Genomic DNA, 27000 nt, shown 5'->3' with positions numbered 1-27000 from the left:
CGTTGTCCGGGATACTCCCTGAACTGCCGATCGTCGTGCTCGACGCACTGATGCCCAAGAATCAGCGCCTGGTCGTCAATCGTCGGGGCTCGATGGTCTGGGAGGTCGAGAGCCCTCGGGGGCGGTACGCCGTGAAGGTCGGTTACCCGATCGAGGCCACGGCCGACTGGCCCGCACAGCCCTGGACGGCACTCGCCCCCGCGCGCGAAGGGGCCGTGCTGTACCGACTCGGCCTCGATGACTTCGCGTACGGCGAATGGGAGCTGGGCACCTGGAACTTCCAGCCGTGGCACGAAGGGTCCGACCTGTACGAGCTGTGGAAGCCCTGCCGTGAGCCGGACTCTCGTACGGAACCTCATACCAGCGCGGTCCTCGGCTGTGTAGAGGCGCTGGCCGAGCTACATGGCAACGGCTGGGCCCACGGCGACGTGCAGCCCGCGCACTTCATCATCGGCCCGGATCGCACGTACCTCATCGACCTGGCATTGGCGCGCGGCGGACACGTCCCCGAGGGATACGACTTTCCGTTCCGCGGCTGCCTCGTCCACTACGAGGCGCCGGAGATCGCGCGCAGCGTGCTTGCGACCGGAGAGGCGCAGCCTACGCAAGAAGCGGACATCTATGCGCTCGGCGCGTCCCTGCTCATTTCCGCCACGGGCTGGCGGGCCGTCGAGTACCCGGACGACGCACCGCGCCCCGAGCAGAGACAAGCCGTCGCGAGTGGCAAGCGCCGGCCTGTGAAGGTGCATGGCGAGCTGGGCGAACTGATCGACGCCATGCTCAGCCCGGCGCCCGAAGACAGACCCACAATCTTGGAGGTGGGTAAGGCCCTGAGCTGAGGCCAGCGCTCTGCCTCGATCGCGTCGGCGACGCGCTGAGGGGGAGCGGCAACGATCCGGACGATGATGACGGCGCGGCCGGCATCTCGTAGCCGTCTGATCGGCCCCGACTCCAGCCGTCAAACACTGCCGTCAAGGCAAAAGCCAGAGGCCCTGTGGATCACTCCACAGGGCCTCTGGTCTGCTGTGCACTCGGCAGGATTCGAACCTGCAACCTTCTGATCCGTAGTCAGATGCTCTATCCGTTAAGCTACGAGTGCTTGTTCTTTTGTTTTTGTCTCCGGCCCCGGTCCTTGCGGCCCGCTCGCGGCGACAGGAAGAACATTACATGACTGCCGCCGCCATGTGAAATCCGTTCCGCGCACCCCTTGTGACCTGCGGAAACGACGAAACCCCGGCGGTGAGGGCCGGGGTTTCGAGTGGTGGCGGAGGCGGAGGGATTTGAACCCTCGATGGGGGGTAAGCCCCAAACCGCATTAGCAGTGCGGCGCCATAGACCGGACTAGGCGACGCCTCCAGCACAACCGCTCACGCGAGCGCGCGAGTGGTGCGTGCAGATGATGACACAGTCGAGCGGGGTGCCACCAATCGCCCCCCACGGTACTAGGCAGTCGGGCCGCAGGGCAAAGGCGTTCCCCGGTGCGGCGGGGCGGGGGGAGCGGAGGGTGCCTGTTCATCGGCCGTGATCGGCTGCGAGCGCTGCGAGCGCTGCGAGCGCTGCGAGTGACTGGATCGGCCGCGGGCGGCGGTGATCGGCCTCGGGCGGCCGAACGCGAGCGGCGTGGGCGCAACGTCCCGGCGCCTCGGGCGTTGGGCAGGGCATGGTGTTCGTCATCTCGATCGCGCGGGGCCGGGTCCTGGGTCCGGTTCTCGCCGCCGCCGTCGCCGCCGTGCCCCTCGCCGGGGTCGGCTCCAGCGCTGCCGCCGCTTCCTCCCCGTCCGGGGCCGCCGGGCTTCACCGGCCGCCGCGGCACGGCAGCGGTGACCGGCTCACCGTCGTCGTCCGGCATGCCGGGCCCGGGCGGGACGGGTCGTACGAGCTGTCCTGTCATCCCGGCGGCGGGCGCCACCCGGACCCGGCCGGGGCCTGCCGGATGCTGGACGGGAAGACCCGGTGGGGGCGGGACACCTTCGCCCCGGTGGCCCCGGGCAGCACCTGCACCATGATCTACGGCGGCCCGGCCACCGCCCACGTCACCGGCACCTGGGCCGGACGGCCCGTCGACACCGTCTACGACCGCAGCAACGGCTGCGAGATCGGGCGCTGGGACCGGATGGTGCCGCTGCTGCCCGCGATGACGACGACGGGGAAGGCGAACGGCGGGGAGTACCAGAAGTAGGGCGCCGGGCAGGCCGGAACCGGGCCGGGCCGGGTGGGTGGTGGGGCGATGTCGACCATACGGTCACATGTTCGCCTTCACTTCCTCGTGCGACCTCCCTCTCATCCGGCGTCGCGAGCGCAACCCGAGCCCTTAGACTCCCTCGCGTGACACGCCGCGGGCAGGTTGGCAAGATGGCCCGAGCGGTCGGCAAGGTGCGGTAACAGGGAGGAAGCGTCTCGTGAGCAGCAGGCCATCCCGAGGCGCTGCTCGCCTCGCAGCCATACTCGACGCGCTGCCCGACGCGTTGGTCCTGGTCAACGCCAACGGCACCGTCGTCAACGCCAACACCATCGCCCTGGAGGCCTTCGAGGCACCCGGCACGGCCCTCGTCGGGCGCGGGCTGCTCGATCTGCTGCCCCAGTTCGACTCCAAGCTGATCCCCGGCTCCATGCGGCTGCCCGACCACATGGACCCGCGCGGCCGGACCAAGCCGACCCGGATGATCGCCCGGCGCACCGACGGTGCCGAGTTCCCGGTCGAGGTCACAAGCGCGAATCTGGAGAACGGCCAGCAGGCGTACGACGGTTACGGCTACACCGGCGACGAGCTGCTGATGCTCGTCGTCCGCGACCTCTCCGGCACCGTCGACACCGAGGCCGAGCTGGCCCGTTCGCAGCGGCAGACCGAGATGATCCTGCGGGCCGCCGCCGAGGGTGTCGTAGGAACGGACACCGACGGTCAGGTCGTGCTCGTCAACCCGGCCGCCGCCCAGATACTGGGCTACCGGGCCGGCGAGCTGGGCGGCAAGGAGCTGCACGCCCTCGTGCTGCACTCCCGCGCCGACGGCACCCCGTTCCCGTACGAGGAGTCGCCCCTCGCCGACACCCTGCGCTCGGGGCGCAAGCACCGGGTGCGCGGGCAGGTGCTGTGGTCCAAGGGCGGCGAGAAGGTCTCCGTCGACCTGACCACCGCGCCCGTGCGGGACGGCGACCAGCTCGTCGGCGCCGTGATGACCTTCACCGACCGGCGGCCGTACGACAGCCTCGCCGAGGAGAAGGCCGCCCTGGAGCGGGCGCACGCCGAGGAACTGGAGCGGCTCTCCGAGGAGCACGCCGCCGACCTCACCGCGCTGCGCCAGGAGCACGTCACCGAGACCGAGGAGCTGCGCGAGAAGCACGAGGAGGAGCTGGCCGCCGGCGAGGAGCGGTACGCCGCGCTCGGCGAGCGGGAGAAGGACCGGTACGAGGCCCTCGCCGGGCGGCACGAGCAGCTGCTGACCCTGCTCGGGCAGTCGCTGCGGGGCCCGCTGGACGAGCTGCGCCGCGAACTGGCGGCCCTCGCCGCCGACGACGCCGGGCAGCTGTGGCCCGAGGCCAACCAGGTGCTGCACCACCTCTCGGCAGGCTACTCCCGCATCACCACCCTCATCGACAACGTCCTCGGCTACCAGCGGCTCGACACCGGCGCCGAGGACATCACCCGTACGAAGGTGATGCTGGACGCCGTCGTCACCGCCGGTGTCGACGGGGCCGTCGAGCTGATCGGGCCCGGCCGGATCCAGTTCGCCGTGCACGCGCCGCCCATCGAGGCCGAGGTCGACCCCGGGCGGCTCGCGACCGCGCTCGCGCACCTCGTCGCCGACGTCGCGGGCGTCGACGCGACCGGCAACGCGCCCGTGTCGACGGGCGGTTACATGGACAACACCGTGGTCGTCGCGGCGGCGCAGCGCGGCGAGGTCGTACGCATCGAGGTGCGCGGGCCGTACGCCGGCGGAGACCCGGTGCACGAACCGATCGTGCGCGGGATCGTGCGCGCCCACGGCGGTGTCCTGCAGACGCACGAGGTGCCCGGCATGAGCGGCAGCGCGTACGTCCTGGAGGTGCCGATCGGCGGCGGAGCAGGCGCGGTCGCCGGGCAGCCGTCGTCCGGGGACACCGGCGCGGCTCCCGACGACCACACGTCCGGCTCCGGTGCTGGTTCCGTTTCCGGGGGGCGGCGGCGGGCCCGGCGGGCCTCCACGGACGCCTTCCTGGAGATCGAGGGTGCCGCCGGCGGTTCCGGTGAGCCGGGGGCCGGCGCGGACGCGCCCGCACCGACCGGGCGACGGCGGCGGCGTGTGGCCGAGGCCGCGGCCGCGGCCGGTGAGCAGGGCGCCCCTGTGGCCGACGAGAGTGCCGAGGGCGGTCCTTCCAGTGGCACCGGACGGCGGCGGGGGCACACTGCCGAGATCGAGAGTGGCGACGGCGGCTCCCCAGGTGGCGACGCCGTGGCCGAGGGTGCCGTGGTGACGGCGGCCGAGTACGCGGCCGGTGCCGCCGCGGTGGGCACGGGGCTCGGGGCCGCCGTACCGCCGCAGGGCGTCCCCGTCCCGAACGGGCGCCGCGCCCGGCACGGCTCGGGCGCGCCCCAGGCCGCCCTGCCGCCCGCCCTGCCCGCGGCCCCCGGGGGTACGGGTGCCGAGCAGACTCCGGGCTCGGGTGCCGAGCCCGGTCCGGCGGAGGGCGCCCAGCCGACCGGCCGGCGCCGGCGCGCGCTGGCCGCCGCGGCGGAACGTGCCGCCGCACAGGAGGCGGGCGCGGGCGCGGGCCAAGGCGCCGAATCCGGGGCCCGTACGGTCTTCGCCCTGCCCCCCGCCGAGGCCGACCGTTCACCCCAGTCCGTGTCCTCGGCAGCGGCGCCGGCCGTCGCCCAGGGGCCCGGCGCGGTCGCTCTCGCTCCGGGCGCGGCTCCGGTCTCCGGGGCGGGTACGGCCGCCGTCCCCGGGCAGCAGACGCAGGCTACGGCGGCCCAGCCGCTGGTGCCGGGGCAGGCGCAGGCGCACGGTCACGCGCCGGTGCCCGGCCAGGTGCAGGCCCACGGCCACGCGCCGGTGCCCGGCCAGGTGCAGCTGCCCGGTCAGGCGCAGGCACCAGCGGGACCCTTCGGGGCCGGGGTGTCCGCTTCCGGTCCTGCTTCCGCTCCTGCTTCCGGTCCTGCTTCCGCTCCAGTTTCTGGTGACGCCGCCCGGCACGACGCCGTACCGCTGGACCAGTCCGCCGATCACACCCCGCCGCAACCGCATCCCACCAGCGCGCCGACGGGCAGGCGCCGTCGGGCCGTGGCCCAGCCGGCTCCGGCCGCGACGGGTGCGCCCACCCCCGGTCCGGCCGCCCCGGGCCAGGGCACCCCGGCGCGCGGTACGGCCGCGCAGGGCATCCCCGTCCAGTCGGCGCCCCTGACGCCGGCACAGGCACAGGCACAAGCACAAGGCACCAACGGCCAGGCCCTCCCGCCGGCCCAGCCGATCCCCGCTCAGGCGCCCCCCGGCCACCCCACCCCCGCCGCCGGAACCCCCGCCGCCCAGTCCCTCCCCGCCGAGGCCGGGCAGGCGGCGCCGCCGGCCGGCTCCACCCCAGCCGCCGGCACCGGTACCGGCACCCCCGGAGGCACCCCGCTCCCGCCGGAGCACGCCACCGCGCGACCGCCCGCCGGACAGCCCTCGCCCGCCGACGGCACGACCACCGGCACCGGCACGACCACCGCCGCCGACCCCAACTCGACGCAGGGCCGCGCGATCAGCGTCCGTACGCTCGGGCAGGGCGTGCCGTTCTCCCGGCAGGCGGCCCAGGTCCAGTTGCCGACCGCGACACCGCCCCCGCACGCCCCCGGTGGCTCCGGGCGCCGCCGCAAACTGGGCACGCCGCCCGACCCGGCCGCCCGACCCGAACCCCAGGAACAGGCACAGGGCGAGCAGGCCGCGGCCCGCCCGGCACCGCCCGCGCAGGCCGCCGCGCAGGCGTCCCTCGCCGGGCAGTCGCGCCTGGCGCCCGTCACCGAGGGGGCCGGACGGTCGTACGCCATAGGCGCACCGGACGCCGACGCCGCCGAGGGACCCGAACCGCTGGACGGTCCCGGGGGCGCGGTGGAGGTCGCGGACACCCCGCGTCCGCAGCCGATGGACGACGAGCTGCCCCCGGAGCCGCTGGACAACCCGCGCCGGCTGCTCGTCTGGCCGGCGCCCGACGTCACGACGCAGCAGGCGCTGAGCGACCGCGGCTACCGGCCCGTCATCGTGCACTCGCGCGAGGAGGTGGACGCGCAGATCGCGGCCTTCCCCGCCGCGCTGTTCGTCGACCCGCTGACCGGGCCGATCACCCGCACCGCGCTGCAGTCCCTGCGGCAGGCCGCGGTCGCGGCCGAGGTGCCGGTGCTGGTCACGGCCGGGCTGGGGCAGGCGACGCGCGAGGCGGCGTACGGCGCCGATCCCGCCGTCCTGCTGAAGGCGCTGGCGCCGCGCGACAGCGAGCAGCACCCGCCGCGCGTCCTGCTCATCGAGGAGCACGCGGAGATCGCGCTGGCGCTGACGTCCACGCTGGAGCGGCGCGGCATGCAGGTGGCGCGGGCCGCGAACGACAACGACGCGGTGACGCTGGCGGGGCAGTTCCGCCCGAACCTGGTCGTGATGGACCTGATGCGCGTACACCGCCGGCAGGCTGGGATCCTGGACTGGCTGCGGGCGAACGGGCAGCTCAACCGCACCCCGCTGGTCGTCTACACGGCCGCCGTCGACCAGGCCGATCTGCCCCGGCTGGCCTCGGGCGAGACGGTGCTGTTCCTCGCCGAACGCTCCACCAGCCCGGAGGTGCAGGACCGCATCGTCGACCTGCTGGCCCGCGTCGGCACCAACTGACGCGCCAAGCAGTATCCGCGGCCGTCCCTACCGTGCCGTCAGCCTGCGGGCCGCTTCCTTGATCGAGGCCCGCAGCCGGGCGCGGTCGGTGTCCTCGTCGCCCGTCAGGATGCGCCGCATCTGCGGGACGACGATCGACCAGTTGACGAGCGCGATCAGCAGGAAGACCAGGTCGCCGGGCGGGAACGCGTCGGTGACCACGCCCGTGGCCTGGCCGTCGGCGATCGCGGCGACCTTGCGGGCGTAGTGGTCCTGCCGGACGGGTTCGTCGGGCAGCTCGGCGGTGCCGTACTCGATGCCCTCCCAGAACAGCAGGCGGAGCAGTTCGGGGTGGGCGGCGTGGTAGTCGAGCAGCCTGTCGACCCAGCCGTCGATGTCGTCGGGGTCGACCGGGACGGCGGCGGCGAGGTCCACCATGCAGCGGCCGACGACCTGGCTGAACAGCTCGGCCTTGTTGCCGAAGTAGGCGTAGATGAGCTGCTTGTTGGCCTTGGCGGCGGCCGCGATGCGGTCGATGCGGGCTCCGGCGACGCCGTGCTGGGCGAACTCGGCGACCGCTGCCTCGAAAATCCGGGCCCTGGTGGCCTCGGGGTCCCTCACTGCTGCCATGGGGACAGGGTAGCGGCACAGGTAACCAACTGTTTGGTTGACACGGAATGCGGGCAGCCGCAGACTGTTCCCACGCCAACCAACCAGTTGGTTGTCAGTCGAGCCGGCTCGAAGGGTCCGTCCACTCATGCCGTCAGCCACCAGCGCCCCAGCCACCAACACCGCCGCCACGGCCACCACCGCCGTCACGACCACCACGGCCCCCACCGCCGCCACCGCCACCGCTCGGCCCGCGGCCCCCGCCTACCTCCTCCCTCTCATCGCGGTCTGCACCGCCGTCACCGCCGCGAACATCTACCTCGCCGCCCCGCTGCTCCCTCTGATCGCGCACAGCTTCGGCGGGACGCCGTCGGGCGTGGCCTGGATCGCCTCCGTCGCCCAGTTCGGCTACGCGGCCGGCCTGCTGTTCTTCGCCCCGCTCGGCGACACCGTCGACCGGCGCCGCCTGGTGGGCGGTCTCTCGCTGCTCGCCGCGGCCGCGCTGGCCGCCGCGGCCGCCGCGACCGGGACCGCCGTCCTCGCCGCCGCCGTGCTGGTGGCGTCCGCCGCCACCGTCGTACCGCAGTTGCTCGTCCCGCTCGTCGCGGCCCGCGCCCCCGCCGACCGCCGGGCCCGCCACGTCGCCGCCCTCATCGCCGGACTGTTCACCGGAATCGTGGCCGCCCGGGTGCTCGGCGGGCTCGCCGGGCAGGCGTACGGCTGGCGTGTGGTGTTCGTCGGGGCGGCCGCGCTGACGGCCGTACTGGGGCTCGCGACCGCCCGGGCCCTGCCCCGGGAGGACCGGCCGCGCCGCACCGGCGGCCTCTTCGCCGGGCTCACCTCGCTGCCCGGAGTCGTCCGCAGCTCGCCCGACCTGTGGCGGGCGTGCGTACGGCAGGCCGGGATGTACGGCGCCTGGAGCGCCCTGTGGACCTCCCTCGCACTGCTGCTGACCGGTCCGGAGTACGGACTGTCGACCGCCACGGCCGGACTGTTCGGCCTGTTCGGGCTGGCGGCGAGCGCGGTGGCCCCGCTGGCCGGCGGGCTGGTGGACCGGTTCGGCGCCGCCAAGGTCGTCCGGTCCGGTTATCTCCTCGCCGCCGTGTGCGTCCCGCTGTTCTGGCTCGGCGGGCACGTGCTCGCCGCGCTGTTCGCGGGCGCCGTCGCGATCCACGCGGCCCTGGTCGCCTCCCACGTCGCCAATCAGACGCTCGCCCTGACCACCACCGCCGCGCCCGCCACCGCCAACACCGCCTACGTAGTGGCGAGTTTCGCGGGCGGCGCCCTCGCCTCCGCCCTCACCGGCCCGGCCTACGCCCACTGGGGCTGGTCCGGCGTCTGCACGGTGGCAGGAGCCTGGCTCCTGGCGGGCTGTCTGACCACGGCCACCCGGCCTGGGACTTCTTCCCGACCCGGGCGGTAAGAAGCCCTGGCGGTGAGGGCCGTCGCGCCCGTACGGCGGTGAGCGGAGCCGGTCGGCCGGCCACCCTCACCGCCGGGGCCGGGGCTCCGCAGCCGGGGCCGGAACCTCACCGCCCGGGGCGGCGCCTCGCAGCCGGGGCCGGGGCCTCACGGCCGTCGGCGCCCGTACGGCGGTGGGGGGGAGCGGGTCGGCCGGTCACCCTCACCGCCGAGGCCGGGGCCTCCCTGTTGGGGCCGAGGGCCTCACCGCCCAGGCACGGCGGTGATGGCCGTCGGCGCCCGTACGGCGATGAGGGGAGCCGGTCGGCCGGCCACCCTCACCGCCGAGGCCGGGGCCTCCCTGTTGGGGCCGAGGGCCTCACCGCCCAGGCACGGCGGTGATGGCCGTCTGCGCCCGCACGGCGATGAAGGGAGCCGGTCGGCCGGCCACCCTCACCGCCGAGGCCGGGGCCTCCCTGTTGGGGCCGAGGGCCTCACCGCCCAGGCACGGCGGTGATGGCCGTCTGCGCCCGCACGGCGATGAAGGGAGCCGGTCGGCCGGCCACCCTCACCGCCGAGGCCGGGGCCTCCCTGTTGGGGCCGAGGGCCTCACCGCCCAGGCACGGCGGTGATGGCCGTCTGCGCCCGCACGGCGATGAAGGGAGCCGGTCGGCCGGCCACCCTCACCGCCGAGGCCGGGGCCTCCCTGTTGGGGCCGAGGGCCTCACCGCCGAGGGCCGGGGCTCACCCCCGAGGCCCGGGACTCACAGCCGAGGCTGGGACCTCACCACCCGGGACCGGGACCTCACCGCCGGAGCGGGTGCCTCACCGCCGGAGGCGGGGCCTCACGGCCGGAGCCGGGGCCTCACCGCCGCGACCGGGGCCTCACCACCGGAGCCGGCGCCTCACAGCTGGGTCACGTCCAGCGTGCCCTCGGCGTACCGCCTGCGCAGCACCTTCTTGTCGAACTTGCCGACGCTCGTCTTCGGCACCGACTCGATGACCGTCCAGCGCTCGGGGAGCTGCCACCTGGCGATGTGCCCCTCCTCGGTGAGGAAGGCGCGCAGGGCCTGGAAGTCGGAGTTCGCGCCCTCGCGCAGGACCACCGTGGCCAGCGGGCGCTCGCCCCACTTCTCGTCCGGTACGGCGACCACGGCGGCCTCGGCCACGTCCGGGTGGGCCATCAGCGCGTTCTCCAGCTCCACCGACGAGATCCACTCGCCGCCGGACTTGATGACGTCCTTGGCGCGGTCGGTGAGGGTGAGGAAGCCCTCCGGGGAGATGATGCCGACGTCGCCGGTCTTCAGCCAGCCGTCCTCGCTGAACTTGTCGGCGGGGCGCAGGGGTTCGGCGTCGGGGCCGTTGTAGTAGGCGCCCGCGATCCAGGGGCCGCGCACCTCCAGTTCGCCCGCCGACTCGCCGTCCCAGGGCAGCCGTTCGCCGCCGGGGCCGGTGAGGCGGGCCTCGACGCCGGCCGGGAAGCGGCCCTGGGTGAGGCGGTACCCGAACTCCTCGTCGGTGCCGACCGCGTGGGCCGGCGGACGCGCCACCGTGCCGAGCGGGGAGGTCTCCGTCATGCCCCAGGCGTGGCAGACCCGCATGCCGAGCCCGTCGAAGGCCTCCATGAGGGAGGGCGGACAGGCGGCGCCGCCGATGGTCACCTGGGCGAGGGAGGAGACCTCGCGGGGGCGGGCGGTCAGCTCGGCGAGCAGGCCCTGCCAGATGGTGGGCACGGCGGCGGCGTGGGTCGGGCGCACCCGCTCGATCATCTCGGCGAGCGGGGCGGGCTGCAGGAACCGGTCCGGCATCAGCATGTTGATGCCGGTCATGAAGGCGGCGTGCGGCAGGCCCCAGGCGTTCACGTGGAACTGCGGGACCACGACGAGGGAGACGTCCTGGTCGGTCAGGCCCATCGACTCGGTCATGTTGAGCTGCATGGAGTGCAGGTAGATCGAGCGGTGGCTGTAGACCACGCCCTTGGGGTCGCCGGTCGTGCCGGAGGTGTAGCACATGGCGGCGGCCCGGAGTTCGTCGATCTCGGGCCAGTCGTAGGTGGTGGGACGGCCCGCGATCAGGTCCTCGTACTCGTGCACGCGCGCGGTGCCGCCGGCCAGCGGGGTGCGGTCGCCGGGGCCGGAGACGACGATGTGCTCCACCGTCGGCAGCTTGGACAGCAGCGGGGCGAGCAGCGGGACGAGCGAGCCGTTGACGATGATCACCTTGTCGGCCGCGTGGTTGACGATCCACGCGAGCTGCTCGGCGGGCAGCCGCAGGTTGAGCGTGTGCAGGACGGCGCCCATGGCGGGGATCGCGAAGTACGCCTCGACGTGCTCGGCGTTGTTCCACATGAGGGTGGCGACCCGGTCGTCGCCGCGGACGCCGAGTTCGTCGCGGAGGGCGTTGGCGAGCTGTACCGCGCGGGTGCCGGCCTCGGCGAAACTGCGCCGCTGCGGCTCGTCCTCCCCGGTCCAGGTGATGATCTGAGACCGTCCGTGCACCTGCACCCCGTGCACGAGGAGGCGGGTGACGGTCAGCGGTACGTCCTGCATGGTGCTCAGCACGGCGTCCTCCCGGAGCGGCATGGCCTACGCGGTAGTAGGGGGATGCGCTGATTCTGCGCACATACCACGCGGTATGTCACTAGCCGCAGGGAAACTCGGCCCGTGTACGGAGGCGAACGAGGCGTACCGGGGCCGGGCCGTCAGCGGACGAGCCCCAGTTCCGGGTCCTCGCGCAGCTTGCCGAGGGCGCGGGAGACCGCCGACTTCACCGTGCCCACCGACACGCCGAGCACCTCGGCCGTCTGGGCCTCGCTGAGATCCTCGTAGTACCGCAGGACGACCATGGCCCGCTGGCGTGCGGGCAGCTTGGTGATCGCCCTCCACATCGCGTCGTGCAGCGCCTGCCGCTCCGCCGGGTCCCCGGTGCCGGGCACGGGCTCCGGCTCGGGCAGCTCGTCGCACGCGAACTCGTCGACGCGGCGCTTGCGCCACTGCGAGGTCCGGGTGTTCAGCAGCGCGCGGCGCACATAGCCGTCGAGCGCCCGGTGGTCCTCGATGCGCTCCCACGCCACGTACGTCTTCGTGAGCGCGGTCTGCAGCAGGTCCTCGGCGTCGCTCGGGTTCGCGGTCAGCGACCGGGCGGTGCGCAGCAGCACCGGCTGCCGGGCCCTGACGTAGGACGAGAACGAGGGGTACGTGTGAGTCTGCCTCGCCGGTACGGCGGCGGCGGCCGAGGCGCTGGTGCAGACGGGTGTGGTCATGGCTCCACGCTAGGAGCGGGGCGGCCTCGCGCGGATCGGTCGCAGGTCCCGAAGACGAGTCCGCCTCAGGTTGTAGGGGTAGGGCCTGCTCCACCTCCTGTAGGTGGAGTACGGGTGCACTCCGTCTGAGGGTTCGCCCCTGAGGACCCTGAGACCGCACGGGGGCTCAGCTTGAGTCCGCCGTCAGGACGAGGCCCGAGGTGGGGACTCCGGTGCCGGCCGTGACCAGGGTCCGGGCGGCCCCGGGCACCTGGTTCGCCGCCGTGCCGCGCAGCTGCCGTACCGCCTCCGCGATGCCGTTCATGCCGTGCAGGTACGCCTCCCCGAGCTGTCCCCCGTGCGTGTTCAGCGGCAGCCGCCCCCCGGCCACGAAGTCCGCCGCCTCGCCCCTGCCGCAGAACCCGAACTCCTCCAGCTGCATGAGCACGAACGGCGTGAAGTGGTCGTAGAGGATGCCGACGTCGATGTCGGCCGGGCCCAGCCCCGAGGTGCGCCACAGCTGGCGGGCCACGACGCCCATCTCGGGCAGGCCGGTCAGGTCGTCCCGGTAGAAGCTGGTCATCTGCTCCTGCGCCCGGCCCGCGCCCTGCGCCGCCGCCGCGATCACGGCGGGCGGGCGCGGCAGGTCCCGGGCCCGTTCCAGGGAGGTGACGACGACCGCCTGCCCGCCGTCCGTCTCCTGGCAGCAGTCCAGCAGCCGCAGCGGCTCCACGATCCAGCGGGACGCGGCGTGCTCGTCGAGGGTGATGGGACGGCCGTGGAAGTAGGCGGCCGGGTTGGTCGCCGCGTACCGGCGGTCCACGACGGCCACGTGCCCGAACGCCTCCGGGGTCAGGCCGTATGCGTGCAGGTAGCGCTGGGCCGCCATCGCCACCCAGGAGGCCGGGGTGAGCAGCCCGAACGGCAGCGCCCAGCCGAGCGCCGCGCCCTCCGCCGACGGCTCCCGGTGGCGCACGCCCGCGCCGAACCGCCGGCCGGAGCGCTCGTTGAACGCGCGGTAGCAGACGACCACCTCCGCCACGCCCGTCGCCACGGCGAGCGCCGCCTGCTGGACGGTCGCGCAGGCCGCTCCCCCGCCGTAGTGCACGCGCGAGAAGAAGGACAGCTCGCCCATCCCGCAGGCCTGCGCCACGGTGATCTCCGGGCTGGTGTCCATCGTGAACGTCACCAGGCCGTCCACGTCCGCGGGCGTCAGGCCCGCGTCGTCGAGCGCCGCCCGCACCGCCTCCACCGCCAGCCGCAGCTCGCTGCGGCCGGAGTCCTTGGAGAACTCGGTGGCGCCGATACCGACGACGGCGGCACGGCCGCCTAGGCGGTCCCGGGTCCGGACGCTCATCCTTCGCCTCCGGAGGGGACGGGGGCTCCCGCGGCGGGGAGGCCGTCCGGCGGGACGGTGACCGTCACCGTGCCCGTGACGTGGTGGCCGAGGCGGTTCGCACCGGTAACCCGGACCGTCGCGGTGTCGCCGTCGACCTCCTCGACCGTGCCGGTCAGCACCATCGTGTCGCCGGGGTGGTTGGGCGCCCCCAGCCGGATGGCCACCTTGCGCAGCACCGCCGTGGAGCCGAAGTGATCGGTGATGTAGCGGCCGACCAGGCCGTTCGTCGTCAGGATGTTCATGAAGATGTCCGGGGAGCCCTTCTGCCGCGCCAGCTCGACGTCGTGGTGCACGTCCTGGTAGTCACGGGAGGCGATGGCACCGGCCACGATCAGGGTGCGGGTGACGGGGATCTCCAGCGGAGGCAATTCCTCGCCGGCCCTCATGCCGCGGCCTGCCCTCACACTTCGGCCCTTCGTCATGCCTTGGCCTGCCCTCACACCTCGGTCCGCCGTCATACCCCGGCCCCCTCGGCGGCGCGGAACACCGGCAGCACCAGTTCGTCGTCGTACGACCGGAATTGGAGCCGCACCGGCATCCCGACGCGCACCTTGTCGTACGGCACCCCGACCACGTTGCTCACCATCCGCACGCCCTCCGCGAGTTCGATCAGGCCGACGGCGTACGGCGGGTCGAAGGCCGGGAAGGGCGGGTGGTGCATGACGACGTACGAGTAGACCGTGCCCTCACCGCTCGCCTCGACCGTGTCCCAGTCCGGGCCGCCGCACGCGTTGCAGCCCGGCAGCCACGGGTGGCGGAGGGTGCCGCAGGCCGTGCAGCGCTGGATCAGCAGACGGCCGGCGGCCACGCCGTCCCAGAACCCGGCGTTGTCCCGGTTGACGACGGGGCGGGGGCGGAGGGCGGGCGGAGCCTGCGAACCGGTGGCCGGCGGCTCCCGGAAGGTGGCTGCCGGCTCCCGGAAGGTGGCTGCCGGCTCCTTGCGGGTGGTTGCCGGCTCCTGAGGGGTGGCCGTCGGCATTCCGCCTCCCGGCGGGGCGTACTTGAGGATCCGGAAGCGGTGCGTGCCCACGACCTCGCCGGCCACCCGGACGTCCGTGCGCGTGGTGACGAAATACCCGGTCCCCAGCTTCGTCGTCTTGCGGGCCGACACCGACTCGATCACCGCGTCGTAGGTGACCCGGTCGCCGGGGCGCAGGGGCCGCAGGTACTCCTGTTCGCAGTCGGTGGCCACCACGGACGTGCAGCCCGACTCGTCGAGGAGGGCGAGGAGTTCGGTGTAGGCACCGGTGCGCCCCGGATGGCCCGCGAGGCCGCCCATCGTCCAGGCCTGGAGCATGGTGGGCGGGGCGATCGCGTCCGGTCCCGTGTACGCCGGGTTGGTGTCGCCCATCGCCTCGCACCAGTGCCGGATCATCGGGGCGTTGACGGGATCCAGGCCCACTCCGGTCACGGCGGCCGCGCGCCCCTCGTACGACTTGAGCCGCGCCCCCAGCGCGTCCGGCTCCCCCGGCACCGTCGCCGCCACCGCACTCACCGCCCCTCGCTCGACGATTTCTGACTGTCCGTCAGATAGAGGGAGGTGTCAAGGTGGCGAATGGGCGCGAACGCGTCTGCGCGGCGGAGCCGAAGCACCGCCGCGCAGACGCGTGATGACCCTGAAGCACACCCGCCCCTGAGGCCCTCCCCACGAGGAACCTCAGGCGGGGCTCACCACCACAGGTGGGTGAAGTGGATGGCCACGTTGTCGTTGCCCTGCTGGAGGGCGGTGAACGCCGACCCGTTCACCTGGGCGGTGTTGGACTGGTTCGTGGCGCCGGAGCCGACGGCGTTCTGTTGGGTGGTGGACGAGTTGCCGTTGTTGTCGAGGCCGACCCCGCTGCCGACGACACTCGCGCCGGCGTTCGATCCGTCGTCCGCGAGGGCGCCGTTGTCCGCCGCCGCGACGCCGGTGAAGAGGGCGGCCGCGAGCGGGAGAGCGGAGACGGCGGCGATGACGCGGGCGGTACGGATGCTTGCCATGGTGTTCCTCCAGAACCGAGCACTCTGCGACCCGGGGCCGCAGTACGTGACGTACGTGAAGTACCTGAAGTACGGCTTTCGCCAAGGCAGTTGGCCGACCGCCCGGGCTGTCGTGAACGACGTCGCGCATCCAGAGTTGCCCACCGAATCCCCGGCGAACCACCCTGTTAGGGATGATTCCCACGCAAGCGTGATGACAAGTCGATAAACCCCCATCGTCACCTTCACCCTCCTCAAGCCCCAGGACGAACACCCGTCCCTCCAGGCACGGCAAGGGGTGAACCGTTTTGTCGCCTGTCCACCCCTCCCGTGCCGCCCCGGCGCGTCGCGACCGGCCCGCCCTTCCTTTTTTCGAACATACGTACGACCATGGAGCCATGGCCACCACCGACCGGCAGGCCACGACGCTGGCCCTCGCACACGCCCTGTCAGCCGCCGAACGCGGCCTGGCCGTCATCCCCCTGTCCCGCACGAAGCTGCCGGCCCTGCGTTCCCCGCACCGAGCACCGGCGGGGGCACCGGCGGAGGCATCGGCGGAGGCGGAGGCGCCAGCCAGGCCGGCCGCGCCCGCCGCCCCCTGTCACGGCGAGTGCGGCCGCTTCGGCCACGGGGTGTACGACGCCTCCACCGACCCGGCCCGCGTCCGCGCCCTGTTCGCCGCGGCACCCTGGGCGACCGGCTACGGCATCGCCTGCGGCCTGCCCCCGCACCACCTCATCGGCGTCGACCTGGACACCAAACCGGACACCGACTCCACGGCGGCCCTGCGCGAACTGGCCCTCCGCCACCTGTTCACCGTCCCGGAGACGGTCGTCGTCCTCACCCCGAGCGGCGGCCGCCACCTGTGGCTGACGGGACCGCCGGAGGTCGTCGTCCCCAACTCCGCCGGCCGCCTCGCGCCGGGCATCGACATCAGGGGCGCCGGCGGCTACCTCGTCGGCCCCGGCTCACGCACCGACCACGGCGTCTACACCACCGCCCCGGCACGGCCCACCTGCCGCCCGCCGCCTGCCCACCGGCCCTGCTAGGCCTGCTGGTCCCCCCGCCCCGCGCCACACCCACCACACCACCGGCCGCGCACCAGCCATCCGGCGACCACGGCCGCGGACTGGTCCAGTTCGTCCTCTCCGCGCACGAGGGCCAGCGCAACACCCGCCTCTTCTGGGCAGCCTGCCGCGCCTACGAGAACGGGCTCGGCCCCGCCCTGGCCGGCCCCCTCACCGAAGCGGCCCGCACCACGGGCCTCACGGAACGCGAGGCCCGGGCGACCATCGCCTCGGCGGCGAGGATGACAGGACCGCGTACGGGATGACAGGACCGCGTGCGGGATGACGGGACCCGTACGGCGGGACACGGGGGACTCAGCCCGACAGCAGACCCCTGATCGCCTCCTCCGACCAGTGCCCGGCCGCGCCGGGGCAGGCGGCGACGTACGAGGCGACGGCTTCCACGTCCCACACCCCCGCCGACAGCAGGCCGTCCGCCAGGTACCGGACATACGCGGCGGACGGAGGGTTCCACCGGACGTCCCGCATCCCCCAGGGCGCGGTGAAGGTCAGCACCGGCAGCCCCTCCACCTGCCCGGCGCACACCAGCGTCTCGTAGCGCCCCTCCCCGAGGCTCGCCGTCCGCCGGGTCAGCACCTCGGCGAGGTCGATGCCCGCGCCCGGCTCCCGGTACATCTCCTGGGCCGCGATGTCCGAGAACTGCCCGGTGGTCACCAGATGGGCCCGCGCCAGTACGCGTCCGTCGGCCAGGGGGTCGTAGAACGCCCTGCCCCCGCCCCACACGGGCGACTCGGTCGCGAAGTACAGGGCACCGCCCAGCTCGACCGCGACCGACCGGCTCGGCATCCGCGGATCCCGGCACCCCGGATACGTCCTGGCCGTCCCCGACGGGCGCCCGCCCCGGATGTAGCACCCGAGCCGCTCCAGATGCGCGTTCGAGCCGTACGCCGTGTACCAGACCCGCGCGGGACTGAGATCGACCGGCAACTCCGGCTCGATCCTCCGCAACGCCTTCACCGTGACTCCCTGCCGGTGTCCGCACCGGGCCCTGCGGCCAGGCCGCCCAGCATGCGATCGAAGACGTCGGCCGCGCGCCGGTCAAGTTCATCCGCCGGGATGCCGAGGTCCCGTGCGATCGCGTGGCGGAAGATGCAGTAGCCGAGATACGTGACGGCTGTCATGGCGTGGGCCACCTCGCCGTCGGCGTCGGGCGGCAGGGCGCCGGACCGACGGTCGCGTTCCAGGGCCGCCCTGGTGTTCTCCAGGGAAGGGAACAGACTGAGTTCGGGGTCGTCGTCGAGGGCGAGCAGGGCGCGGAGCCGGACGAGGTCGGGCTGGGTGAGCGCCCAGTTCCACATGGTGCGGCGGCGGTCGGTGAAGGGCTGCTCCCAGTGGGGCGCCTGGTCGGGCCGGTCGGCCTCGATGAGCCGGGCGATGGCGGCCCGCAGCAGAGCCTGCCGGGTGCCGAAGTACTGGTAGATCTGCCCGTGGTTGACGCCTGCCTCCTGAGCGACTTCACGGAGGTTGATGCCGGCCAGGACACCGTCCCGGCGCAACAGACGCACGGCCGCGTCGAGCAGGTCGGCCTGGGTCTCCTCCCGGGTGCGCCGGCGCCGCCGGGTCCGCGGGGCGGCCTGGTCGGTGGGCTGCTCGGTCACCGTGACCCTCCTAAATTACCGACAAGTAGGGGCTTGCTGTCCCCGAGCACCATTCTATACGTTCCGTTATTAACGAAACGTTGTTAACGGAATGTTGGTAGGTGATCCCATGGCCGAGCTGCCCCTGCGGGGAGTGCGGGTACTGGATGTGGCCACGGTGCTGGCCGCACCGGTCACGGCGACGTTCCTCGGTGACTTCGGCGCCGAGGTGGTCAAGATCGAGGAGCCGGGACGCGGCGACTTCACCCGGGGCCGGGCCGAACGCCCCGGGGGCCGCTCGCTGCAGTGGCTGCAGGAGGGCCGGAACAAGAAGTCGGTGACGCTGGACCTGCGCAGCACGCGCGGACAGGAACTGCTGCACACGCTCGTTCCGCACTTCGACGTGGTGATCGCCAACTACCGGCCGCCGACACTGGAGAAGTGGGGGCTGGACCCCGAGACCCTGCAGCGGATCAACCCGCGCGCGGTGCTGGTCTACCTCACCGGCTACGGCCTCACCGGCCCCTACCGGGACCAGGGCGCCTTCGACCGGATCGCCAGCGCCTTCGCCGGGCTCACCGACGTCACGGGCGAGCCGGACCGGCCCCCGGTCCGCTCCGGTTACGCGGTGATCGACTACATGGGCGCCTATCTGTCCGCGTTCGCCGCGATGACGGCGCTCTACCACCGGGACGTCCACGGCGGCCCGGGCCAGGTCGTGGACCTCGCCCTGTACGAAGCGGGGTTCCGGGCGGTCGAGGACGCGTTGCTCGACCACTGCGCGACCGGCCGCGTCCGCCAGCGCAGCGGCAACCTCAACCCGTACGTTGTCCCGGCCAGCGACTTCGACACCGCGGACGGCCGGCGCGTCTCGCTGCACGCCGGCACCGACCCGCTGTTCGCCCGGCTCGCACAGGTGATCGGCCGGCCCGAACTCGCCGCCGATCCGCGCTTCGCCACCAGGCACGCCCGGTTCCGCAACGCCGAACCGCTGTACGCGATCATCCGCGACTGGGTCGCCGGCGAGAGGGCCGACGAGGTGGTGCGGCTGTGCCGCTCCGCCGACATCCCGGCGGCACCGGTCATGACCATCGCCGACATCGCGGCCGACCCGCACTACCGGGAGCGCGGCACCGTCGTGGAGGTCGACGACCCCGAGCACGGCCGGGTCACCATGGCCGCTCCGATGCCGAGGCTGAGCGCCACCCCCGGGCGGATCCGCTCACTCGGTCCGCGGCTCGGCGCCCACACCGACGAAGTCCTGCGGGACCTTGCCGGACTCACCGACGCCGACCTCGGCGTGCTGCGCCGCGACGACGTCATCTGATCACCGGGCCCGGGAAGGAGTCGCCATGTCGTACCTCGCACGGCCCGCCCCGGCCCCCACCGCCGCGCCGGCCGAGCCCGGCAGGCTGCGGGTCTGGTCGGTCACCGTCCTGATCATGTTCTTCATGCTGATCAACTTCGCGGACAAGTCCGTGCTCGGGCTCGCCGCGGTGCCGATCATGCGGGAACTGCACCTGGACCACGCCGCCTTCGGTCTCCTCGCCAGCAGCTTCTACCTGCTGTTCAGCGTGGCGAGCCTGGTGGTCGGCTTCGTGTCGACCCGGGTCTCCAGCCGGTGGATCCTGTTCGCCCTCGCCGTGTGCTGGGCGGCGGCCCAGGTGCCGGTCCTGGTGGTCGCCGCCGCGCCCACGCTGTTCGCCAGTCGCATCCTGCTCGGCGCGGCCGAAGGGCCGGCGGCCTCGATGACGATGCACGCCCTCTACACGTGGTTCCCCGAGCACCGGCGCAGCCTGCCCACCGCTCTGCAGGTCGCCGGGGGTGCGGCCGCCGCACTGGTCGCGGCGCCGGTGCTCACCTGGATCATCGACGAGCAGGGCTGGCGTGCCGCGTTCCTCGCCCTGGCCGTCGTAGCGGCACTCTGGGCGGCGGTCTGGCTGCCCGTGGGCGGAGAAGGCCCCTATGCGGCCGGCCCCTCCCGGGCAGCCGGCGGGACGCGGGTCCCCTACCGTGTGCTGTTCGGCAACGGCACAGTGGTGGGCGGCGTCGCGGCCGCTTTCGGCGCCTACTGGGCCACCGCGCTCTCGTCCGCCTGGCTGCCCGCCTATCTGCAGTCGCAACTCCACTACCGGCCCCAGTCCGCGGCCACCGTGCTGAGCGGCATCGCGGCGCTGGGCGTGGTCCTGCAGCTCACGGTCGTGCCCTTCACCGGCCGACTCATCCGCCGCGGGGTGTCCAGCCGGTGGGCCCGGGGCGCGGTGCAGGGTGGCGTCGTGGCCCTGGCGGGCGCCTGCATGGCGCTCTTCCCGCACCTGCCAGCCGGGCCCCTGCGGGTCACGGTGATCGCCGTCGCCTTCACCGTCGGCAGCCTCGCCTACCCCTTGAGCTATCTCAACGCCGGTGAGGTGCTGCCGCCCGGGCAACGCGGGGCCGCCCTCGCCGTGAGCGTCACCTTCGGCACCCTGCCCGGGATCATCGCCCCGGGCGTCAGCGGAGTGGTCATCGACCACCTCGGCTACACCGCCGCCTTCACCATCGGGGCGGCCGTCATGATCCCCGCCGGCGTCATCGCCGCCCTCATGATCCGACCCCAGCGCACTCTGGAACGCGTGCGCGCCCACACCATCACCCCGCCGGAGCCGTCATGACCGATCTGGACTTCCTGACCGTCACCGAACTGGCCGCGCTCATCCGCGACCGCACGCTCTCCCCGGTCGAGCTGATGCGGCACACCCTGGACCGGATCGGGCAGATGAACGGCACGCTGAACGCCGTTGTGTCCCTCGACTCCGAACGCGCCCTGCACGACGCCGCTGTGGCCGCCGGGCGGATCGCCCGCGGAGAGGAACCCGGCCCGCTCGCCGGGATCCCACTGGCCGTCAAGGACCTGGAGGACGCCCGTGGCTTCCCCACCGGGCACGGCACCTCGGCCTTCCGCGGCGCCGCGGAGGCCGAGACGGACAGTCCGCAGGTGGCGCGGCTGCGGGCGGCCGGGGCGATCGTCGTCGGCAAGACCAACGCCCCGCCGATGGGCGCCGCCGTCCACACCGCCAACGACCTCTTCGGGGTCAGCCGCAACCCCTGGCGCCCGGACCGGTCCCCCGGTGGCTCCAGCGGAGGGTCGGCCGCCGCTGTGGCCGCCGGGCTCGTCCCCTTCGCCACCGCCGGCGACGGCGGCGGGTCCACCCGCATCCCGGCCGCGCTGTGCGGGATCGTCGGCCTCAAGCCCACCCGCGGCCGCATCCCCGCAGCCCCCGCCGGGACCATCACCAACTGGCCCCAGAACATCTGCCTTTCACCCATGACACGGACCGCCCGCGACGCCGCCCTGTACCTCGACGTCACCGCCGGGCACCACCCCGCCGACCCGTTCTCCTTGCCCCGGCCCCTGCACTCCTACCAGCGGGAACTCGACCGGCCGCTGCCACGGCTGCGCATCGGCGTCAACCCGACCTTCGGCATCACCGACCCCGGGCCGGCCGTCCTCGCCGCACTGGACCGGGCCGTGGACGTCCTCACCGGCCTGGGCCACCACCTCGTCGAGGACACCTCCCGGCACCCACAGGCCGCGGACTTCCCGCACACGCTCGCGCTGCGCCAGCAGGTACTGGCCCATCACCGCCTCGCCAGGATCGGCGACCGGTTCCGCGAGCACCGCGCGGACTTCGAACCGTGGTTCGCCGCGCTCCTCGACCGTGGCGCCGCCCTCACCCTGGAGGACCTCGACCGCTACTGGCGGTACCGGGCCGAGCTCGACACCTGGGCCGCCACCCTGTTCGACCGCTACGACCTGCTGCTCACCCCCACCACCCCCACCACCGCCTGGCCCGCGGAAGGACTCGACGCACGGGCCGCCGCCCACACCGGAACCCTGCCCGTCGCCTTCACCGCCGTCTTCAACGACACCGGCCACCCCGCGATCACCATCCCGACCGGCCTCTCACCCGACGGACTCCCCTGCGCGGTCCAACTCGCGGCCCCTCACCACCGAGAAGACCTGCTCCTCACCCTGGCCGACACCCTGGAACCCGAATTCGCCCACCCGCACCCCCCAGCGACCCCTGACACCAGGAGCGTGTGACCGGGGCGGAGCTGTGTGGGGTCGAGTCATCGAGCCTCGCTCCGCACTCCTCCGCCCGCCACGCGCACGCGTCGAGCCCTGTACTGATCTGCGCCACACTGAGAACGGCGGTCGGATTCGGCTCCCGGCCCCCTGGACGAACGAAGCCGTTCGGGCACTCTCATCCGCCCGCGGCCACTTCATGATCCACCGGCGTCCCGCAGCTTCTGGGCGCTGCGGGGCAGCGGCGACTTCGAGTGGCCACGTCCTGCACAGATTCTCGGCCGCGACGAGAACGCCTAGTGGTCGGGACAATCGCCCCACAGGGACGCGAGCGCGGCCGGAATGTTGCTGCCCGGCTCGGCGCACCCCTTCGGGCTCGCGGGGAAGCCCTCTCCGCCGACCCGGCGCCAGCTTCCCGAGGCCGGCCGGGCGAAGAACTTCATCGTGGCACCCTCGTCCTGGAAGCTGACGAGTTCCCCGTCGGTGACACCCTCACCGGGAACGAAGCGGGCGGCCGCGTAGAGCATGCCGCCGCACTGTCCGTAGTAGAACGGGTGCCCCACGGCGACGTGCTGGAGAGACGGCATCACCCTCCGGTACGCCGAGACGACCTCCGCCTTCACCGCGGCGCCCGCCACGAGGTTCCGGCATCCGGGCACGGACCGCGGCTCCGCCGCCGGCGCCGACGAGCGGGCGGCCGCGCGCGCCGGTGTGGACGAATGAGGGGTCGCGGGCGACGCCGTCGAGGCGCTCGGCACAGCACTCGGCACGGCACTCGGCACGGCACTCGGGGCGGACGAGGCTGGAGCGGGCGTCGAGGAAGCGTCGGCAGGCGCGGACGACGCCGGGGCGGGCGTCGCCGAGGCACCGCTTGACGCCCGGCCCGCGTTTCCGCTGCCGCTCCCGCCTCCCTGACATCCCGCGAGCAGCATGACCGCACCCAAGGCGAGGGCGGACACCGAGACGGTGGTACGTCTGGAACGTATGACGAACGGAGACATGGGTGCTCTTCTCTCATCGCGTGACTTGCCGATGAGACGGCACGCACGAGCGGGACGGTTCCGGCGGGGGTCTCGTCGCCGAAGGGGACCGCAGCCTAGTGCGTGGTACCGCGGCCATCCTCATGAGGGTCGCCGACCGCGCCCCCCATCACGCCCATTACAGCGCCTGCCGCGCTTCGGCTTGCCCGATCCGTCGTCGAGGACCTGCTGCGCGAGCCGGTGGGGGAGATGCCACGCGCGGACGCGGTACAACACGACGGCCCCCGACCGTTCGCCTGGTCAGGGGCCGTTCTCACTGCTCTCAGTGCGGAGGCGGTGGGATTTGAACCCACGGTGACATCGCTGCCACGACGGTTTTCAAGACCGAGCCACTACCGCCACCCGACCCTACGCTGACCAGCACCGATGCCCGTCCCTCGGCTCATTTCGGGTCCTCTGGCCCACACATGGCCCACAGAATCTGGAATCCCGCGCCCGTGTGAGGGAGCGTTACCGCAGACCTGATGTGAGGCAGAGCACAGACGACTTCGGAGGTTCACCCGCCGTGGCCTGGCTCTTCGCGAGCCGCCCGACCTTGGCTAGCACAGAGTGCTTGGAACGCTCTGCGGTCGTGCAGATCAGCTACCAACGGGCTGCCATTGCCCGCAGCGCTCACTGTTGAAGGAGTAGTCGCTGGCGAGGATGGTCACTTGGACCCGCTTCGCCGCGCTGATGAAGTTGTTATCGATTGTCTCCCCGTTGGCATCAGTTCTTTCCCAGTAGCACCCATTAACGTTGGTGACGTAGTAGGTACCGGGCTTGATGTCAGAGCCCACGCGATAAACGCCATTGCCGAACACCCGCCCCTCGCCCTCAAGCTTGTTGCGATGTGCGGCGCTTCCAACGAGCTTCTCGATCTTGCTCTTGTCCGGATGGTCCGGGCACAGGAGCAGAGCCCCTCGAACCTCCGCAAGTTGCTCCTTGGAGCCCGCCTGCTGCAAGTACGACCAGCTCTCCGAACCAGACTGCGCGCAGAGGCCGTACAGAGTGGCGAGGCCGTCGAGGCTCTCCTCACCTCCGTAGGCGACCTGCACGGCCTTCACCTCCGTGTCACTCATCTGCGTGCCGCTGAGGGTGGCATCGCACACATCCTGCGCGGCCGCCCATGCCTCTTCCACTGTGGAGTAGTACTCACCGGAGCAGTCGATCTCGTCAACGACGACAGGATCGGGTGCGTCGACACCGTCGGTCTGCTCAGTCGGGCTCTCAACAGCTTCCACCGTGCTTGTCGCCTTCTTCGGTTGAGCGTGCTGCGTCTTACCCGACGAGCTGGAGCAGCCTGCAACCAACAGGCTTGCTGCCACAACACTCATGATCTTCTTCATTGGCCCCCCTTACTCACCGAGGCACTCAGACTCCCCTGCCGGCACCGCGGTTACGGTGCACAGTAAATGACCAGCGCCCGTTCGTGGAGACGTTCGCGTAGCGATGTTGCCTTCCGCTGGTCAAACCACCGTTACCAGAAGCCACAGCAGCAGCCGTTCAATGCCCCGGCTAGTAAGCGACCCTCTCGACTCCAGGACCCATCAAACTCTCCTGAGCTGCTCATTGGGGCCGGGAGCCTTACAGAGCCTGGAAACACCCCAACGTATTGATCTATCCTTACCGCACCGGACTCTGAGGGGGGACACCCGTGCGACTGCCCACATGGCGAAGGAAGTCAAGCATTGATGACAAGTTCGAGAGCTACGTAATAGATGCTCTCAATGAGGCGAAAGTCGATGAAGGGGACGAGGGGAGGATCGAGCAAATCGCAACCCAATCCGTTGAGCTTTTTACCGAACAGATGGGGCGTCGCATAGCAACCAAAGTGGCAAGAAATAGAAAATCCTTCCGAATAAACAGCAAAATGGACGAAGGTTTCAACAGACGTCTACGCGGCCGGTACCGAAAAGCGTTTAAAAGCTACACAATAACTGCCGCGTGCGCACTAGAGGCAGGCGAGACACAAGCGGCTAAGCCCTACGCCTCGCTCAGTGATGAAGAAAAGGCGATCCGCTATGCACTGATCGGACTTCACGCCAAGGGATGCAGAGTGGCAGGGGAAGTCTATGCGCTCCTGATCAACGGCTTCCCGGAAGGAGCGCTAGCCCGATGTCGAACGCTGCACGAGATGGCGGTAGTAGCTGGAGCGCTTGCCGACTCCGCAAGTGATCCCGCGCACAGGGATCTCGCAGTCAGATATCTCGTCCACGCCGTAATTGACGCACGTCGAAGCGCACTTCAATATCAAAGGGATCACGCCACCCTAGGCATGGAACCGCTCGAACAGGAGTTTATGGACGAATTGGAGGACCGCTACAATGCAGCGATCGCCAAGTACGGCACCGATTTTAAGAGAGAGTACGGTTGGGCCAAAAACTATTGCCCCGACGACAATCTTGGCGGCATAGAGCGTAAAGTTCGCATGGGACACATGCGGAGCTACTTCAAACTGGCCAGCAACGAAGTGCACGCTGGCTCGCGAGGAATATCACTCAACATATCAGATTATAGAGGCGAGGCGGTGTGGCAAGCCGGAAAGAAAAATACAGGGCTCACCGAACCAGCCTCAATGGCCCTGAATTCTCTCTATCAACTCACAGTCATGCTTCTAGTGAAGGGGCTCCCAAACGGTACGGATCTAACCAATCTGGTGGTACTAAAGTCCCTAGATGAAATGCGCACGCGGACAGAGGAACTGTTCCTAGAGGTAGAGGAAAAAATTCATGCAGCCGAACAAGAGGTCAGGAGGTCACTGAATCTATAATCGCCCTCAACTGCCTTCCCCCAGCCAAGCATAGCGATCGTGAATTCCAGGGACCCGATCGCCTGAACTGCCACACCGCCTGAGGTTGTGCATATAACGACGCCTATCCTTAGCTACGTGTCGTCATCTGCGTCGTGATTACCACACAGCGGAACCCGGTGTCGTCATCGTGCATAGTTTCGTCCGCGTCGTTGGCGATAGCTGGCGTTCCCCGAAACAAGGGGCTCGTAAAGGCGCTGCCACGGAGTTGGTACCGCCCCGGCGTGGTCGGCGTCGCAAGCCATTCCCACACGTTGCCCACCATGTCGTAGACCCCGTAGGGCGAAACGCCGCTGTGGTACCGAGAGACGGACGTCGTGCGCTCAACGCCGGTCTCCCGGACATTGCACTTGGCGGCTGTCTTCTGGTCTCCCCAAGGGAACGTGCGCCCCGACGTGCCGCGCGCGGCCTTCTCCCACTGTTCGGCCGTGGGGAGCGACTTCCCTGCCCATGTGGCGTACGCCTGCGCGTCTCGCCACGTCACGTGCACGACGGGGTGGTCATACAAGTCTCGGGGACATCGACCGTTCTCCCAGTGCTCGGGCATTGGGTGCCGGGTTGCCGCGCAGAACCGCGCATAGTCGGCGTTGGTCGTCGGGAAGGTGTCGATGTGGAACTCGTCTACCCACACAGGTTCGTCGTCCTCCCCCGACAGGAAGATGCCTTCCGGAACGTAGGCCATGAGCTTGCCGTCCCCGGGATGCTTGACGTAATCGCCGCTTCTTGTCTGGCTTTCGTCAGGTTCGATGATCGCTCGGGTGGGGACGTCGTCCGCAGCGAGGATGCCGACGAAGCGACCCTGAGCATCCTGCTCGGCCTTAGCGAGCAGGGTGTCTAACGCGGCCTGATTCACCATGCGGAGCGAGGCTTGTTCGCCGTCTGCTTCCCACCGGGAGACGATGCGATCGGACACCCCCAGCTTCTCGGCAAACTCCATGAGGCTCATCCGTACGGCCTCACGGAGTGCCTTCACTTCACGTCCGGTCCATTTCGTAACGAGTGGCATGTGCTACCCCTGTTGTG

20 protein-coding genes, 2 tRNA genes and 1 pseudogene are annotated in these 27000 nt (G+C 71.6%); 9 read left to right on the top strand and 14 right to left on the bottom strand.

From position 1 onward, the window contains the following. The first annotated feature begins 2 nt into the window (after positions 1–2). Complete coding sequence (locus DBP14_RS17520; RefSeq protein WP_129308137.1) at positions 3–839, top strand: protein kinase; 837 nt, start codon at positions 3–5, stop codon at positions 837–839. 187 nt (positions 840–1026) lie between these two features. Here DBP14_RS17520 and DBP14_RS17515 read toward each other — a convergent pair. Further along, positions 1027–1099 (bottom strand) — tRNA-Arg (locus DBP14_RS17515). Between the two features lie 163 nt (positions 1100–1262). Beyond that, positions 1263–1356 (bottom strand) — tRNA-Ser (locus tag DBP14_RS17510). 304 nt (positions 1357–1660) lie between these two features. Between DBP14_RS17510 and DBP14_RS17505 the strand changes: the two genes are divergently transcribed. Then, positions 1661–2179 (top strand): SSI family serine proteinase inhibitor, encoded by a 519-nt coding sequence (locus tag DBP14_RS17505; RefSeq protein ID WP_129308136.1) that lies wholly within the window; start codon positions 1661–1663, stop codon positions 2177–2179. Positions 2180–2399: 220 nt separating this feature from the next. Then, the gene (locus DBP14_RS17500) at positions 2400–6830 is read left to right on the top strand and encodes a PAS domain-containing protein (RefSeq protein ID WP_129308135.1); all 4431 of its coding nucleotides are present in this window, start codon (positions 2400–2402) and stop codon (positions 6828–6830) included. A gap of 27 nt (positions 6831–6857) precedes the next feature. Here DBP14_RS17500 and DBP14_RS17495 read toward each other — a convergent pair whose 3' ends face one another. Beyond that, the gene (locus tag DBP14_RS17495; RefSeq protein WP_129308134.1) at positions 6858–7439 is read right to left on the bottom strand and encodes a TetR family transcriptional regulator; all 582 of its coding nucleotides are present in this window, start codon (positions 7437–7439) and stop codon (positions 6858–6860) included. A 127-nt stretch (positions 7440–7566) separates the two neighbouring features. On the opposite strand from DBP14_RS17495, the gene DBP14_RS17490 reads away from it, so the two are divergent. Further along, positions 7567–8841 carry an MFS transporter gene (locus DBP14_RS17490; RefSeq protein WP_129308133.1) on the top strand — a complete coding sequence of 425 codons (1275 nt, stop codon included), beginning with the start codon at positions 7567–7569 and terminating at the stop codon, positions 8839–8841. 883 nt (positions 8842–9724) lie between these two features. On the opposite strand, the gene DBP14_RS17485 is transcribed toward DBP14_RS17490, so the two are convergent. From DBP14_RS17485 to DBP14_RS17460, 6 genes are all read right to left on the bottom strand, one after another. After that, a complete protein-coding gene (locus DBP14_RS17485; protein ID WP_241740952.1) occupies positions 9725–11401 on the bottom strand; it encodes a long-chain fatty acid--CoA ligase in 1677 nt (558 codons plus the stop codon). A gap of 119 nt (positions 11402–11520) precedes the next feature. Beyond that, complete coding sequence (locus tag DBP14_RS17480; protein ID WP_129308132.1) at positions 11521–12081, bottom strand: SigE family RNA polymerase sigma factor; 561 nt, start codon at positions 12079–12081, stop codon at positions 11521–11523. Between the two features lie 166 nt (positions 12082–12247). Then, entirely contained in the window at positions 12248–13417 is a 1170-nt protein-coding gene (locus DBP14_RS17475; RefSeq protein ID WP_129308131.1) for a lipid-transfer protein, read from the bottom strand. Beyond that, a complete protein-coding gene (locus tag DBP14_RS17470) occupies positions 13414–13845 on the bottom strand; it encodes a MaoC/PaaZ C-terminal domain-containing protein (protein ID WP_129308130.1) in 432 nt (143 codons plus the stop codon). The genes DBP14_RS17475 and DBP14_RS17470 overlap by 4 nt, the downstream gene beginning before the upstream one ends. Positions 13846–13913: 68 nt before the next feature. Then, positions 13914–14954: a bifunctional MaoC family dehydratase N-terminal/OB-fold nucleic acid binding domain-containing protein gene (locus DBP14_RS17465; protein ID WP_241740951.1), complete on the bottom strand. Its 1041-nt coding sequence runs from the start codon at positions 14952–14954 to the stop codon at positions 13914–13916. A 173-nt stretch (positions 14955–15127) separates the two neighbouring features. Next, entirely contained in the window at positions 15128–15439 is a 312-nt protein-coding gene (locus tag DBP14_RS17460) for a hypothetical protein (protein WP_129308129.1), read from the bottom strand. A gap of 377 nt (positions 15440–15816) precedes the next feature. Between DBP14_RS17460 and DBP14_RS17455 the strand changes: the two are divergent. Continuing rightward, positions 15817–16751 (top strand): annotated as a pseudogene (locus DBP14_RS17455) (bifunctional DNA primase/polymerase). 49 nt (positions 16752–16800) lie between these two features. Here the strand turns inward: DBP14_RS17455 and DBP14_RS17450 are convergent. Continuing rightward, the gene (locus tag DBP14_RS17450) at positions 16801–17463 is read right to left on the bottom strand and encodes a histone deacetylase (RefSeq protein WP_129308128.1); all 663 of its coding nucleotides are present in this window, start codon (positions 17461–17463) and stop codon (positions 16801–16803) included. Beyond that, a complete protein-coding gene (locus tag DBP14_RS17445; RefSeq protein WP_129308127.1) occupies positions 17460–18104 on the bottom strand; it encodes a TetR/AcrR family transcriptional regulator in 645 nt (214 codons plus the stop codon). Before DBP14_RS17445 ends, DBP14_RS17450 begins: the two co-directional genes overlap by 4 nt. 109 nt (positions 18105–18213) lie before the next feature. On the opposite strand from DBP14_RS17445, the gene DBP14_RS17440 reads away from it, so the two are divergent. Genes DBP14_RS17440 through DBP14_RS17430 form a run of 3 tightly spaced genes read left to right on the top strand, consistent with a single transcriptional unit; the run spans position 18214 to position 22167 of the window. After that, positions 18214–19410, top strand: coding sequence for a CoA transferase (locus DBP14_RS17440; RefSeq protein ID WP_164992347.1), 1197 nt, complete (start codon positions 18214–18216; stop codon positions 19408–19410). A gap of 25 nt (positions 19411–19435) precedes the next feature. Further along, positions 19436–20734, top strand: a complete 1299-nt coding sequence (locus tag DBP14_RS17435; protein ID WP_129308125.1) for an MFS transporter — start codon at positions 19436–19438, stop codon at positions 20732–20734. Continuing rightward, positions 20731–22167 (top strand): amidase, encoded by a 1437-nt coding sequence (locus DBP14_RS17430; RefSeq protein WP_129308124.1) that lies wholly within the window; start codon positions 20731–20733, stop codon positions 22165–22167. The genes DBP14_RS17435 and DBP14_RS17430 overlap by 4 nt, the downstream gene beginning before the upstream one ends. A gap of 278 nt (positions 22168–22445) precedes the next feature. On the opposite strand, the gene DBP14_RS17425 is transcribed toward DBP14_RS17430, so the two are convergent. Next, entirely contained in the window at positions 22446–22808 is a 363-nt protein-coding gene (locus tag DBP14_RS17425; RefSeq protein WP_129308123.1) for a hypothetical protein, read from the bottom strand. Positions 22809–23767: 959 nt separating this feature from the next. After that, positions 23768–24514, bottom strand: coding sequence for a hypothetical protein (locus tag DBP14_RS17420; RefSeq protein ID WP_129308122.1), 747 nt, complete (start codon positions 24512–24514; stop codon positions 23768–23770). A 308-nt stretch (positions 24515–24822) separates the two neighbouring features. Here DBP14_RS17420 and DBP14_RS17415 point away from each other — a divergent pair, with 308 nt between their 5' ends. Then, positions 24823–25938 carry a DUF5677 domain-containing protein gene (locus DBP14_RS17415; RefSeq protein ID WP_129308121.1) on the top strand — a complete coding sequence of 372 codons (1116 nt, stop codon included), beginning with the start codon at positions 24823–24825 and terminating at the stop codon, positions 25936–25938. Positions 25939–26047: 109 nt separating this feature from the next. Here the strand turns inward: DBP14_RS17415 and DBP14_RS17410 are convergent, their stop codons facing one another. Further along, on the bottom strand, positions 26048–26983 hold the full coding sequence (locus DBP14_RS17410) for an SUMF1/EgtB/PvdO family nonheme iron enzyme (RefSeq protein WP_347239651.1): 936 nt from the start codon (positions 26981–26983) through the stop codon (positions 26048–26050). Positions 26984–27000: the final 17 nt, after the last annotated feature.

Origin of the sequence: Streptomyces sp. L2, assembly GCF_004124325.1 — a bacterium.
GTDB lineage: Bacteria > Actinomycetota > Actinomycetes > Streptomycetales > Streptomycetaceae > Streptomyces.
Note: the sequence above shows the minus strand (reverse complement) of the source record. Positions and strands in the feature narration are given on the sequence as shown.

Excerpts from the sequence above, each read along its gene's own strand:
- DBP14_RS17430 (WP_129308124.1), top strand. The coding sequence starts at position 20,731 with ATGACCGATCTGGACTTCCTGACCGTCACCGAACTGGCCGCGCTCATC.
- DBP14_RS17495 (WP_129308134.1), bottom strand. The coding sequence starts at position 7,439 with ATGGCAGCAGTGAGGGACCCCGAGGCCACCAGGGCCCGGATTTTCGAG.
- DBP14_RS17485 (WP_241740952.1), bottom strand. The coding sequence starts at position 11,401 with ATGCCGCTCCGGGAGGACGCCGTGCTGAGCACCATGCAGGACGTACCG.
- DBP14_RS17460 (WP_129308129.1), bottom strand. The coding sequence starts at position 15,439 with ATGGCAAGCATCCGTACCGCCCGCGTCATCGCCGCCGTCTCCGCTCTC.
- DBP14_RS17410 (WP_347239651.1), bottom strand. The coding sequence starts at position 26,983 with ATGCCACTCGTTACGAAATGGACCGGACGTGAAGTGAAGGCACTCCGT.
- DBP14_RS17475 (WP_129308131.1), bottom strand. The coding sequence starts at position 13,417 with ATGAGCGTCCGGACCCGGGACCGCCTAGGCGGCCGTGCCGCCGTCGTC.
- DBP14_RS17480 (WP_129308132.1), bottom strand. The coding sequence starts at position 12,081 with ATGACCACACCCGTCTGCACCAGCGCCTCGGCCGCCGCCGCCGTACCG.
- DBP14_RS17470 (WP_129308130.1), bottom strand. The coding sequence starts at position 13,845 with ATGAGGGCCGGCGAGGAATTGCCTCCGCTGGAGATCCCCGTCACCCGC.
- DBP14_RS17505 (WP_129308136.1), top strand. The coding sequence starts at position 1,661 with ATGGTGTTCGTCATCTCGATCGCGCGGGGCCGGGTCCTGGGTCCGGTT.
- DBP14_RS17435 (WP_129308125.1), top strand. The coding sequence starts at position 19,436 with ATGTCGTACCTCGCACGGCCCGCCCCGGCCCCCACCGCCGCGCCGGCC.
- DBP14_RS17420 (WP_129308122.1), bottom strand. The coding sequence starts at position 24,514 with ATGAAGAAGATCATGAGTGTTGTGGCAGCAAGCCTGTTGGTTGCAGGC.
- DBP14_RS17440 (WP_164992347.1), top strand. The coding sequence starts at position 18,214 with ATGGCCGAGCTGCCCCTGCGGGGAGTGCGGGTACTGGATGTGGCCACG.
- DBP14_RS17490 (WP_129308133.1), top strand. The coding sequence starts at position 7,567 with ATGCCGTCAGCCACCAGCGCCCCAGCCACCAACACCGCCGCCACGGCC.